This is a genomic window from Pseudomonas sp. NS1(2017) (assembly GCF_002269425.1).
Classification (GTDB): domain Bacteria; phylum Pseudomonadota; class Gammaproteobacteria; order Pseudomonadales; family Pseudomonadaceae; genus Aquipseudomonas; species Aquipseudomonas reactans.
In genome coordinates this window covers 4485625-4498409 of record NZ_CP022960.1, presented here as the reverse complement: position 1 = coordinate 4498409, position 12785 = coordinate 4485625, and the positions used below count along the sequence as shown (strand labels likewise).

Annotated in this window: 12 protein-coding genes; 2 read left to right on the top strand and 10 right to left on the bottom strand. The window is 62.1% G+C overall.

Features of this window, described 5'->3' with window-relative positions:
* Positions 1-14: 14 nt before the first annotated feature.
* The gene (locus tag CI807_RS21095) at positions 15-1091 is read left to right on the top strand and encodes a nucleoside hydrolase (protein WP_095016055.1); all 1077 of its coding nucleotides are present in this window, start codon (positions 15-17) and stop codon (positions 1089-1091) included.
* Positions 1092-1133: 42 nt separating this feature from the next.
* On the opposite strand, the gene metC is transcribed toward CI807_RS21095, so the two are convergent.
* Genes metC through CI807_RS21045 form a run of 10 tightly spaced genes read right to left on the bottom strand, consistent with a single transcriptional unit; the run spans position 1134 to position 11566 of the window.
* On the bottom strand, positions 1134-3833 hold the full coding sequence (metC, locus tag CI807_RS21090) for a cystathionine beta-lyase (RefSeq protein WP_095016054.1): 2700 nt from the start codon (positions 3831-3833) through the stop codon (positions 1134-1136).
* Between the two features lie 27 nt (positions 3834-3860).
* A complete protein-coding gene (locus CI807_RS21085; RefSeq protein ID WP_095016053.1) occupies positions 3861-4508 on the bottom strand; it encodes a glutathione S-transferase family protein in 648 nt (215 codons plus the stop codon).
* A complete protein-coding gene (locus CI807_RS21080) occupies positions 4505-5101 on the bottom strand; it encodes a cysteine dioxygenase (protein ID WP_095016052.1) in 597 nt (198 codons plus the stop codon). The genes CI807_RS21085 and CI807_RS21080 overlap by 4 nt, the downstream gene beginning before the upstream one ends.
* Before the next feature lie 16 nt (positions 5102-5117).
* Positions 5118-5942 (bottom strand): amino acid ABC transporter ATP-binding protein, encoded by an 825-nt coding sequence (locus CI807_RS21075; protein ID WP_095016051.1) that lies wholly within the window; start codon positions 5940-5942, stop codon positions 5118-5120.
* Positions 5929-6612, bottom strand: a complete 684-nt coding sequence (locus CI807_RS21070; protein ID WP_038851189.1) for an amino acid ABC transporter permease — start codon at positions 6610-6612, stop codon at positions 5929-5931. Before CI807_RS21070 ends, CI807_RS21075 begins: the two co-directional genes overlap by 14 nt.
* Positions 6602-7327 (bottom strand): amino acid ABC transporter permease, encoded by a 726-nt coding sequence (locus tag CI807_RS21065; protein ID WP_068933488.1) that lies wholly within the window; start codon positions 7325-7327, stop codon positions 6602-6604. The genes CI807_RS21070 and CI807_RS21065 overlap by 11 nt, the downstream gene beginning before the upstream one ends.
* Positions 7324-8526: an aminotransferase class I/II-fold pyridoxal phosphate-dependent enzyme gene (locus tag CI807_RS21060; RefSeq protein WP_095016050.1), complete on the bottom strand. Its 1203-nt coding sequence runs from the start codon at positions 8524-8526 to the stop codon at positions 7324-7326. Before CI807_RS21060 ends, CI807_RS21065 begins: the two co-directional genes overlap by 4 nt.
* Complete coding sequence (locus CI807_RS21055; RefSeq protein WP_095016049.1) at positions 8523-9944, bottom strand: FAD-binding oxidoreductase; 1422 nt, start codon at positions 9942-9944, stop codon at positions 8523-8525. The genes CI807_RS21060 and CI807_RS21055 overlap by 4 nt, the downstream gene beginning before the upstream one ends.
* Entirely contained in the window at positions 9937-10743 is an 807-nt protein-coding gene (locus CI807_RS21050; RefSeq protein ID WP_095016048.1) for a transporter substrate-binding domain-containing protein, read from the bottom strand. Before CI807_RS21050 ends, CI807_RS21055 begins: the two co-directional genes overlap by 8 nt.
* A 1-nt stretch (position 10744) precedes the next feature.
* On the bottom strand, positions 10745-11566 hold the full coding sequence (locus CI807_RS21045; RefSeq protein ID WP_016977964.1) for a transporter substrate-binding domain-containing protein: 822 nt from the start codon (positions 11564-11566) through the stop codon (positions 10745-10747).
* Positions 11567-11810: 244 nt separating this feature from the next.
* On the opposite strand from CI807_RS21045, the gene CI807_RS21040 reads away from it, so the two are divergent.
* Positions 11811-12662 carry a LysR substrate-binding domain-containing protein gene (locus tag CI807_RS21040; RefSeq protein ID WP_068933497.1) on the top strand — a complete coding sequence of 284 codons (852 nt, stop codon included), beginning with the start codon at positions 11811-11813 and terminating at the stop codon, positions 12660-12662.
* The last annotated feature ends 123 nt before the right edge of the window (positions 12663-12785 follow it).

The window sequence follows — 12785 nt, the reverse complement described above, 5'->3', positions numbered from 1 at the left end:
TCGGATGAATCACCATGCAAGGTTTCCTGAAAAGCTGCGCGCTGCTGGTCGCCGTCGGCCTGTGTGCCGGCACCGCCCAGGCAGCGGAGAAAGTCATTTTCGACACCGATTTCAACGTGCTCAACGATGACGGCCAGGCCTTCATCATGCTCGCCCAGCTCCATGCGCAAAAACGCATCGAACTGCTGGGCATGACCCTGGTCAGCGGCAACGCTTGGGTCGACCAGGAGCAGGTCGATGCGCTCAAGGCCGTGGAACGCATGGGCGTGGAGAAAGAGGTCGGCGTCTACTCCGGCGCCGCCTACCCGTTGCTGCATGACTACGCGACCTATGAGGCGGAAAAGGCGCTGTTCGGCTCTGGCTGGCCGGGGGCATTCAAGAACCCCCGCCCGACTTCGCCCACGCAGTTGATCGCGCCACCCGATGGCCTGGCGACACACACCCAATTGCGCAAGGAAACCGCCGCGCAATTCATCGTCGACAGCGTGCGCGCCAACCCGCATCAGGTAACGATTCTGGCGGTCGGGCCGCTGACCAACCTCGCCCTGGCGATTCGTTCGGCGCCGGATATCGTGCCGCTGATCAAGCGCATCGTGTACATGGGCGGTGCCCTGGAGATTCCGGGCAACACCACGCCGGCGGCGGAATTCAACTGGTGGTTTGACCCGGAGGCCGCGAAGATCGTGTTGCGCTCGCCGATCGAACACGTGATTTTCCCGAACGATGTGTGCGAGAAAGTCACCTTCGACAAATCGGTGTACCAGCGCGTGATTGCCCAGAAAGGCGCGATTGCCGACCTGTACAAGCACGAGTTCGGTCCGTTGTTCGACAAGGACCCGAGCTACCACAGCTTTACCTGGGACAGCTTGCCGGCGCTGTACCTGGTCAACCCGGACATCGTCACCGAGTCCCGGGATCTGTGGGTGGATGTGGATGCCACCTTTGGCGCCGACTACGGCCGTGCGCTCGGCTACCAGAAAGGCGCCCCTGTGGGCACGCAGAAAGCCAAGGTGGTGTTCGGCGTGAACCAGAAGAAATTCTGGGATGGCTACGTCAACCTGGTGACCTTGCCAACGCCGGTCAAGCACTGACCGGCCAAGCGCTCCCACGCAAGGTGGGAGCGCTTTTCTGCCTCAACCTGCCAGCGCGAACCCGCGCTGCAGGTCCTCGATCAGCGCCGCCACATCTTCCAGTCCGATATGCAGGCGCACCACCGGGTTCAGCCCTCGGTCCGCCGCGCTGTCGCGGTCCTGGGTATCGGCCACGGTGACCAGGCTTTCATAGCCGCCCCATGAAGCGCCCAATCCGAACAGTTGCAGGCCGTCGATAAAGCGTTCGAGGTAGGCCGGGTCAGTGCTGTTCAATTCAAATGAGAGCAAGCCATTGCTGCCGGTGAAGTCCCGACGCCACAGCGCATGCCCCGGATGTTCGGGCAACGCCGGATGGAACACGCGCTTGACCTGGGGCTGGGCCTGCAACCACAGGGCGATGTCCAATGCCTGTCGCTCATGCACATCCAGGCGCGAGGCCAGGGTGCGTGCACCGCGCAGGATCAGGTAGGCATCGTCGGCACTCACGGCATTGCCGAAGGTATCGCTCATCCGGCCCAGCGCCGGCCACGCGGCCTGGGTGGTGCACACACTGCCCATCATCACGTCGCTATGGCCGCCGAGGTATTTGGTAAGGGCCATGATGGAAATATCCGCGCCCAACGCCAGCGGGCGATACAGGTAGCCCGAGCCCCAGGTGTTGTCCACGGCCAGCAGGATATTGCGCGGTTTGCACAACGCGGCAATCGCGGGCAGGTCGCACAGTTCGTAGAGCAACGAACCCGGGAGTTCGGCATAGACCAGTTTGGTATTGGCTTGCAACTGGGCTTCCAGGCCCTGACCATCCGGCGAGAAATAGCTGACCTCAACACCAAACGCTTGCAGGAATTCACGGGCTAATTTGCGTACCGGCGAATACACCGCGTCAGTGATCAGCACGTGATCGCCAGGCCGCAGGTAGGCCAGGAACACCTGGGCCGCTGCGGCAAGGCCGGTGCCGTAGAGGCGCGTGCGATAACCTCCCTCCAGCTCGGTGACCAGGTCTTCCAGGGCGTGGGAAGTCGGGTTGCCGCGTGCGCCGTAGGTCAGCACCCGCTCGCTGTCACGGCGGGCGCGGGCGTCACGCATCTGCGCCAGGTTGTCGAACAGCACGGTGCTGATGCGCGTAATCGGCACGTTGACTGCACGGCCGCCATGGCCTTTTTCGGTGCGGGCCGCATGGATCAGCCGAGTGCGCACGCGCGACGGCGGGGCCAGCGGCTTGAGACTGGCAATTTCCGCCGCGCTCATCTGCGCCAGCAGCCCGATTTCCCAGGCCAGGTACTGGCGCGCGGCATCCTTGTTGCCGCTGTGACGGTCGTGGGTGAAGAACAGGAAATCGATGCACTGCGCGTCGGGCGGGTTTTGCGCGTCTTCAGTCACCGGCAGGCCAGCGGCGGCCCAGGCGGTAAAACCGCCGTCAAGCAATTGTGCCGACAGGCCTTCGGCAGCAAAGGCCGCCAACGCAGGATCATCTGCTACCAGCACCAACGGGCGATGGTCGGTTTTGAGCAGCGGGCGAATCGACCAGCGCGAACCTGCAATATGACCTTTGCGAAACGCCATGCTCGGGCGCAAGTCGATCAGGTTCACATCGTTCAATTCAAGGGCTAGCGCCTGGGCATTGATCAACGACAGCGGCTCATAGGCCACCGGTTGCAACACCGGCAACACCAGGCCGCTGTCGACCCCACCGTTCAATACATACGCCTCATGCCCCAACTGGCGCAGCCAACTGGCAACAATCGGTGCACGCACGCCATCGCTGTCAACCAGCACAATGCGCGCCTGGCGCACGCCGATATACAGGTCGGTGGACTGGATCAACTGCCCACCCGGCGTATGCTGCGCACCCGGCAATGTACCGAGGGCGAACTCTTCAGCCGTGCGCACGTCGCACAGAAACAGACTGCGCTGGGCGTCATCGACCCACTGGCGCACCTGATCCGCCGACACCGTCACCACCCCTGCCCGTTCGGCCAGTCGCTGCGCGGCCTGGCGCTGCTGGGCAAGGTCGCTACTGACCTCATCCGCATAACGCCGGGTGCTGCCGTGTTCCAGTTGGAAATCTTCCAGGTACCAGCCCTGGGTGCCGTTTTCCAAGGCATAGATCGGGTTCTTCAGGCCCAGGTTGATCAAGGTCTGTGCGCCGATGATGCTGCGGGTGCGCCCGGCGCAGTTGACCACGATGGGCGTACTGTCATCCGGCACCAGGTCATGCACGCGGTAGCCCAGTTCACCGTTGGGGCAGCAGATGGAACCGGGAATGGTCATCTTGCGGTACTCATCGAACGGCCGCCCGTCCAGCACCACCAACGGCTCGCCGCGCGCTTGCCAGTCCGCCAATTGCCGAGCAGTCACATGCGGGATGTGGCTGGCCTCTTCGACCAACTCGCCAAACGCCTTGGATGGCACGTGCACCCCGGCAAACAGCTGCAAGCCGGCGGCCTGCCAACCCTCGGCGCCCCCTTCCAAGACATGCACACGGCCATAACCCAGCCCCTCCAAACGCGCTGCGGTGCGCGCTGCAACGTCACCGCCGGCCTGATCGTAAATCACCAGGCGCACCTGCGGATTGGGCGCCAGGCGGCGTACTTCCAGCTCCAGGCGGCTATAGGGCAGGTTCACCCCGTGAAACAGGTGGGCTTCACCGTATTGGCCGTGTTCGCGCACGTCGAACAGGGAGATTTCCTGCCCGTCGAACAGCCATTGCTGCAGTTGACTGGGGGTGATGGTCTGGCTCATGGAAGTCCCAACAATTGAAGAAAAGAGTTACTGCAACGCCAACGAACGTTCGCCCGCAGCCACTTCGCGCCCCTTGGCATAGGCACGCTGCACCGCTGGGCGCGCCTTGATGCGCTCGCGCCAGGCCTGGATATTCGGGTAGTCCGCCAAGTCCTGGCCCTGCCGTTGCGGTTGAATCCACGGGAAGATCGCCATGTCCGCCACCGAGTATTCGCCCGCCACATAGGGCACCTCGGCCAGGCGTTGTTCCAGCACCCGATACAAGCGCGTGGCTTCGGCGTTGAGCAGGTCAAGGGCAAACGCAATCGGCTCCGGAGCCTTCTCCTTGAACAGCTGCAACTGGCTCAGATACGGGGTGATATGCCCCACCTGCCAGAACAACCATTCCTGGACCTTTTGCCGCTCGGCAGTGCCCGCGGGTGGCAAGAACCGACCGGCGTTGTCGGCCAGGTAATTGAGTATTGCGCCGGATTCGAACAGGCTCATCGGCACCTCCGGGCGATAGTCGACAATCGCCGGGATGCGCCCGTTGGCACTGATGCGCTGGAAGTCCGCCTGTTTCTGCTGGCCTTCGCGGATGTTCACTGGCACCAGGCGGTAATCCAGCCCAAGCTCTTCCAGCAAGATGCCGACCTTCAAGCCATTGCCCGTGGGCCAGTAATAAAGGTCGATCATGCGTAGGCCTTGATCGACGGCGCCATCTGCGAGGCGTTGTAGTTGAGGATGCGACCGTCCGCTTCCACGCCATACCGGCCGTTGAGGGATTCCAGCGGCAAGCCATACAGGTGGAAATGCAACGTCGCCTGCGCGCCCTCGACCTTGATGCCATGCAGGTCTTCACCCAGGAACGAAATCGAGGTGCCCGGCTGCACGATCACTTCTTTCTCCAGCGTCAGGGTGGTGAACCCCGGCTCGCGACCTTCATCGCTGCGCGCGTAGACGTAGTTGATCTCCTGGCCTTCGATGGCACTGATGATCGCCCAGGTCTCGTGGTTATGCGGGATCGTGCTTTTGCCCGGCAACAGCGAATTCAGGTAGAGCGTCGGCGTATCACCGTCGTCATTCAGGCGATAGCGGAACGCCGTGCTGCCCTGCCCCGGCACGGGCGCGGGGAATTCATCAAAGTTGAACAGGTCGCGGCGCTGGGCGAGGTTTTCCAGCAGCCCAACGATTTCATCCAAGGCCGCGCGGTCGACGCCACGCTGATTGATGACGCGGATCTGCTGCAAAAACGCTTCGATCACGTCGGCACGGTTTTCGATACTCATCACGAATTTCCTCTTATCAGACAGACAGGCTGTAACGGCTCAAATTGGTCAACAGGTACGGGTCGTGGGCGATGGGGCCACGGCGCCCCGTGTCGCCCAAGGCATGGCGCAGGAACGTCTGGGTGCGTTCGCTGGCCGGTTTCTGGAAGATCTGCTGCGCGCTGCCATGCTCGACAATCACGCCGTTTTCGGTGAAATACACCACGTCGCTGATCTCTTCGGCGAAGCGCATTTCGTGGGTGACCAGCACGCAGGTCATGCCCTCCTCGGTGAGTTCGCGAATCACCGTCAGCACTTCGCCGACGGTCTCCGGGTCCAGTGCCGACGTCACTTCGTCAAACAGGATCAGCTCCGGACGCATCGCCAACGCGCGAGCAATCGCCACGCGTTGCTGCTGGCCACCGGACAGTTGGCCGGGATAGGCATCGGCCTTGTGCTCCATGCGCACCTTGGCCAGCAAGGCGCGAGCGTCTTTCTCGGCGTCGGCACGGTTGCGGCCGAGCACCTTGCGCGGGGCGATTACCAGGTTTTCCAGCACCGACAAGTGCGGGAACAGGTTGTACTGCTGGAACACAAACCCGACGCGTTTGCGCAACTCGATGCGCTGGGCTTCCTGGGCCAGGCTATCGACCTGGGTCTGGCCCACGCGGATGCTGCCGCGCTGGGGCTGCAGTAAACCGGTGATGCAGCGCAGGATCGTCGACTTGCCCGAACCCGACGGGCCGATGATCGACACCGCCTGGCCGCGCAACACGTCCAGGTCGATGCCCTTGAGCACCGGGTTGGCGCCGAACGACAGGTGCACATCCCGCAGGCTCACCAAGGGTTCAGTAGAAGGCATAACGGCGCTCCAGGTGTTGGGTGAGACGGGAAATCGGGTAGCAATAGGCAAAGAACAGCACCAGCAGGCTCAAGTAGATCAGCACGGTAAAGCCAGTCATGTTCACGGTGTTGCTGGCGATCTGCGCGGTGTCGATCACGTCGTGCACGCCCACCAGCGAGGCCAGCGCGGTGCCCATGGTGACCACCGCGTACAGGTTCATCCACGGCGGCAACATGCGCTTGAAGCACTGCGGCAGGATGATCGAACGGAACAACTGGCCACGGGTAAACGCCAGGGAACGCGCGGCTTCCCATTGGGTGCTGGGGATCGAACCGATGGCGCCACGGAAGATCTCCGCCACGTTGGCGCTGGCCGGCAACGCCAGGCCGATGGTGACCTTGACCCAATCGGGAAACGACACGTAGCTGCTGCCGATGTGGATCTCAAACGGGAACACATAGGTGGTGAAATAGATCAACACCAGCCACGGCGCATTGCGAAACACCTGCACCCACAGCCGCGCGACAAAGCCCAGAGGCGACAAGGCCAACGCACCGATCAATAAGCCCAGCACCGAGCCCAGGGCAATCGCCACCACGCTGATCAGAATGTTCTGGCCGAAACCGGCCACCAGTGCCGGCGACCATTGCAGCAACGCCGACAGCACCGGGAATGAATCAATGGCCATAGCCGGGCATCCTCAGGCGCGCTTCCAGCCAGCGCCCCACACAATTGACGATAAAACTCAGCAGGCCGAAAAAGCTCAGGATCAGGATCATCAGTTCCAACACGTTATCGCTCTGGGTCCAGATCATGATGGCCGCGTAGGTGATGTCTCCCACCGCAATCGCGGAGGCCACGGCGGTCATCTTCACCAGGTCGATCAGGTTGTTGATCAGCGACGGCAAGGCAAAACGTAGCGCCAGGGGCAACTGCACATTCCACAGCAACTGGCGGCTGCTGAAAGCCAGGGAACTGGCAGCTTCCAGGGTCACCGCCGGCACTGCTTCGATACCGGCGCGCAAGGCCTCGGCATGAAACGCACCTTTGTGCAGGGAGATCACGATCACCACCCAGGCAAACGGCGTCAGCGGGTTGGCCGCGCCGACCGCCTGGGTCAGCAGCATGTTCAGCACCAGGAATGCGCAATACAGCTGTACCAGGGTCGGCGTGTTGCGGGTGACTTCGACAAATACCCGCGCTGGTTTGGCCAGCCATGGGTTGCCCGAGGTCAACATCGCCGCAAGCGTGATACCCGCCAACAGGCTGCCGATGATGGTGAACAGGCACAGCAGGCCGGTGGTCAGCGCGCCCTGGACCAACGTACCGCGCTGGTAGGCATCCAACAGGAAGTTGTAGTTGAGGCCAATACCCGCAGCCCAATGGACAAAAAGCTCCATCATTGCAACTTTCCGCAGGCGCTTGCGATGCGCCGCCCAGCCTCGGCAACACTGTCGGTCGCGGTGGCGATGGACAGGCGGAACCACGGCGACAGGCCATAGGCACTGCCGGCCACACCGGCTACGCCCTCTTCCAATAGCCAGGCCACCAGGTCATCGTCGTTGTTGATGCGCTGGCCGTCCGGGCGAGCGCGGCCCAGCAGCCCGGCGCAACGCACGAAGACGAAGAAACCGCCCTGGGGTTCGAGGACTTCAAGACCATTTACGGTTTTAAGCGTTTCCACCAGGATGTCACGGCGCAATTGATAAGCCGCGACGTGCTCCGCAAGAAAATCCAGCCCGCCATTGTAAGCCGCCAACGCGGCGGCCTGGCCCACAGAGGACGCGCCAGAGGTGGATTGGGATTGCACCACCGCGATGGCGTCAGTCAGGATTTTCGGCCCGGCACCAAAGCCGATGCGCCAGCCAGTCATCGCGTAAGTCTTGGACACGCCGCCTACCAGCAGGCAACGGTCGAGCAAATCCGGAGCAACGTTCAGCAGACTCTGCGCCGGGCGACCGTCGAAGCGGATGTGTTCATAGAGTTCATCCAGCAGGACCAGCACCTGGGGATGACGACGCAGCACTTCGGCCAACTCGCGCAGTTCGGTTTCGCTGTACACCGCGCCGCTCGGGTTGCCAGGGCCATTAAGGATCAGCCAGCGCGTACGCTCGGTGAGGTGCTGTTCCAGCTGAGCCGGCAGCAGTTTGCAGCCCTGCTCCAGCCCACATTCGATGAACACCGGCTCGCCGCCATTGAAGCGCACGCTGTCGGGGAACGACGGCCAGTAGGGCGTCGGCACCAGCACTTCATCACCGTCATCCAAGGTGGCGGCAAATGCGTTGAAGATGATCTGCTTGGCGCCGTTGGCGATTACGATGGATGACAGCGGATAGTCCAGGCGGTTTTCATTCGCCAGCTTGCGTTGCACGGCCAAGCGCAGGGCTTTTACCCCAGGCGTCGGCGTGTATTTGGTGGCACCGCCCGCGATCGCGGCATAGGCCGCCTGCTTGATGTGTTCGGGGGTATCGAAATCCGGCTCGCCGGTGGTGAGATCGAGGATATCGCGCCCCGCCTCGCGCAACTCAGTGGCGCGGGATTTGGCGGCGGCGTTGGCAGATAGCGACACCCGCTGCACGCGTTGGGACAGGCGTAGGGTCATGGCTGTACCTCAAGGACTTTGCCGGGGTTGAGCAGATTGTGCGGATCCAGCGCCAGCTTGATACGGCGCATCAGGTCCAGCTCCACCGGGCTTTTATAGCGGCTGAGCAGGCCGACCTTGCGTTGGCCGATGCCGTGCTCGGCACTGATCGAACCGCCGTGGGCGTGGGCACTGTCGTGCACCAGGGCGCTGAGTTCGGCGTAGTGCGCCATGTGCGCGTCCACCGTCGAATCCAGCGGGTGGGCGACGTTGTAATGCAGGTTGCCGTCACCGAGGTGGCCGAAAGTGAAGTTGCGCACGCCGGGAAAATGCTGCTGCAACAACGCATCGGTGTGGGCCACGAAGGCCACCACCTGGGAAATCGGCACCGAGATATCGTGCTTCATGTTGCGCCCGGCACGCTTCTGCGCCTCGCTCATGTTTTCGCGAAGCAACCACAGGGCTTCGCTTTGCGCCAGGCTTTCGGCGATCAGGGCGTCGCTGATCAACTGCTGGTCGAAGGCCCCGCCAAGCACCGCTTCGAAGGCTTCGCGCGCATGGCTTTCGCCGTGATTGTCGGAGAGTTCGATCAGGGCGAACCAGGGTTGGCTCGCGGTCTTGAACGGTTGCGGGCCCTCCGGGAACTGATCGCGCAACAGCGCCAGGCAATCAGCAGTGAGTAATTCGAACGCCGTCAGGTTCGCACCAAAACCCGCACGGGCATGGGACAGAAAAGCGACGGCTTGCGCCAGCTCATCAAACGCCAACAACGCCGTCGCCTGGGCCTTGGGCAGCGGGAACAGCTTTAAGGTGGCGGCAGTGATGATGCCGAGGGTGCCTTCGCTGCCGATATACAGGTCGCGCAGGTCATAGCCGGTGTTGTCCTTGCGCAACCCGCGCAGGCCATGCCAGATCTCGCCTTCGGCGGTCACCACTTCCAGGCCCAGGGTCAGCTCGCGGGCATTGCCATAACGCAGCACGCCAGTGCCGCCGGCATTGGTGCCGAGGTTGCCGCCAAGGGTGCAACTGCCCTCGGCGCCGAGGCTCAAGGGGAACAGGCGATCGGCTGCGCGGGCCGCGTCCTGGACATTTTGCAGGATGCAGCCGGCTTCGACGGTCAGGGTGTCGTTGTCGGTGTCGACCGAGCGCACGCGGTTCATGCGATCCAGCAACAGCAGCACCGAACGTCCGCTGGCATCCGGGGTTGCGCCGGCCATCAGGCCCGTGTTGCCGCCCTGCACCACGATCGGTGCCTTCAGCGCCACGCAGGCTCGCACCACCGCCGCGACTTCCTCGGTGTTGGCCGGATGCACCGCCGCGATCACATGGCCCGTGTAGCGGCCCTGTTTGTCAGTGAGATAGTGCGCCGCTTGCTCGCTGGTTTGCACATGGGCCGCGCCGAGCAACTGTTGCAAGGTGGCGAACAACGCATCACTCATGGCTGTATTGCTCATGCAAATCACGCAGAGCCTGGGACGGCGCCATGCCGGTACGCTCGCCGAGGGCGATCAGGAAACCACTTTTATGCCAGCCCTTCACGATGGCATCGAGCTTGGCCTGGGTGTCGTGTTCGCCCTTGCGGATCCAGATCACCGAGTTGGACGGAATCAAATCGCCCGGCAATGGGATTTCATAGCCCTCCCATTCGGCATCACTGAGCAAGGCATGCATGGTCGGGCTGACGTGCACCGCCGCCACACACCCATTGCCGCGCAGTGACAACAGCGACTCGGACTGGCTGCGGAACGCCTTGATCTGCGCGCCGTAGTTCTCTTGCAGCGGTTTGATGAAGTTGCTGCCCTGGGACACGCACACCGGCTTGTCCTTGAGGTCGGCCCACTGCTTGATGCCGGCGCCCTTGCGTATCAACGCCGCGCCGCCCACTTCCTCATACGGCGTGGGCACATAATCGAGGATCTCGGCACGCTCTTCGGTGAACTGCATATTGGCGATCAGGATGTCGACCTTGCCCTGCTGCAGGAACTGAACGCGGTTGGGCGCCAGTACCGACACGGTCTTGGTCTCGACGCCCAGCGCCTCGCCGATGCCCTTGGCCAGTTCGACGTTGTAGCCCAGGTGCTCACCGGTCTTGGGGTCCAGGGTGCCGAACGGCGGCCCGCTGAGAATCACCCCGACGCTGATGGCGTGGCGTTGCTGGATCTTGTCGAGGGTGGCATCGGCCTGGGCGAAGCCGGCGCACAGGGCCAGGCCGAGTGCGGTGAAGGTCTTGAAGTGCATATCAGGCGCCCTTGAACTGTTGCTGCAATTCCACCAACGCCGGCGAAGCCGGGCTGATGCGGTTGCGGGTCTGGGCGTCGATCAGCCAGCCGCTGCGGTGCAGCTCCTTGACGATCGGATCGAGCTTGGCTTGGGTATCGCTTTCGCCGCGACGGGTCCAGATCACCGAAGGCGCCGGGTTGAGTTCCGGGGTGATGACGCGGTAGTCCTTCCACTCGGGGCTGTCATTGATCAACGGATTGATCAGCGTCGAGTCATGCACCGCCGCCACGCAGTTGTTGCCACGCAGGGCCAACAAGGATTCGGAAGAGCTCTTGAATGCCTTGAGCTGCGCGCCGAACTCAGTCAGCGGCTTCACGTAGCTGCTGCCCTGCGAAGTGCACACGGGCTGATCCTTGAGGTCTTCCCAGCGGGCAATCTTGCTGTCCTTGAGCACCGCCGCCGCGCCGCCAATACGGTAGAACGGGGTCGGCACAAAACCGAGGATCTCACCGCGCTCGGCGGTCCATTCCATATTGGCGATCAGCAAGTCGACCTTGCCCTGTTGCAGGAACTGCACACGGTTGGCCGGCAGCACCGGCACCAATTGCACCTCAGCCTTGAGTTGACGCCCCAGTTCGTTGGCCAGGTCGACGTTCAAGCCCTTGGGCTTTTGCGTGGTCGGGTCAATGCTGCCGAACGGCCCGCCAGACAGCAGCACGCCGACCACCAGCACATGACGCTGCTCGATCTTGTCCAGGGTCGCATCGGCCTGCGCCGCCACACTGCTGCCCAACGCGATGATCGACCCGAGGGCCACCGGCAACCATTTGTTCAACTTCATTGGACTTCCCCCTGGCAAGTGATCGGCGTACCCCGACCTGATGGAGGGGCATGCTAGGGAGAGTGTGGGGGCAACGGAAATGCAAATATCTCATATCGTTATAACTTGCCGTATCTGAACGACCTCCGATTACGACATAAGCCATGATTTACTGGGCCCTCTAAAAATACGCTTCACCCATACATAAATATCTGTAATGTTTAGCTTCACACCCTTGATATAAAAACCGCCTCTGGAGCCGGCCATGTCGACCCTTGATCTTGAACTGCTGCGTACCTTTATTGCCGTGGTCGACCACCACAGCTTCGCCGGCGCCGGCATGCACCTGGCGCGCACCCAATCGTCCGTGACCCAGCACATGCAACGCCTGGAGCAGCAAGTGGGGGTCAGTCTGTTCGAGAAGCGTGGCCGGCAAAAGCAACTGACCGAGCCGGGCTTGCAGTTGCTGCGCCATGCGCGGCAGATGCTGTCACTGAATGACGATGCGTTGAATTCGCTGCGTGAGAGCAGCTTGAGTGGTGTGTTGCGCATTGGCTCACCGCACGATATTGCTGACACGATATTGCCGCCGATCCTCAGTCACATCGCCCGCTCGGCGCCGCGTTTGCGGTTGGAGATTGATGTGGGGCGCAGTCCGTTTTTGATGGATGACTTGCATCGGGGCAAGGTGGATATGGTGATTTCTACGCGGTCTGATCCAAACCTGGAGGGGTTTGCGTTGCGCACGTCGCCGGTGTGGTGGATTTGTTCGGCCCAGTACATTCACCAGCCGAGTGAGCCGTTGCCGCTGATTCTGGTGGATGAGCCGAGCATTTATCGGCGTTATGCGTTGGAGGCGTTGGAGCGGGCGAATATTCCTTGGCGCCAGGCGTATCTGGCTTCGAATTTGATCGGGATCAAGGCGGCGACTCGGGCGGGGTTGGGGGTGACGCCGAGGAGTATGGAGATGCTGGGGCCGGATATGCGGGTGTTGGGGGAGACGGATGGGTTGCCGCGCTTGCCGGAGGTGACGTATTACCTTTGGATTCGGCCGAATACGGCGAATCCGATTGCCAGGAAGGCTTATGATTTGATTCGGGGGAGTCAGGGGTTGTGAGGCTAGTTTTGAGTACATATCCGTTATTTGGATGATGGCTGATATGGGTTCCGCCCTTACGGCGGGTCACTTTTGGAAAAGAGCCCCAAAAGTAACCAAAAGGGCTCTTGCCCCAACACTCGG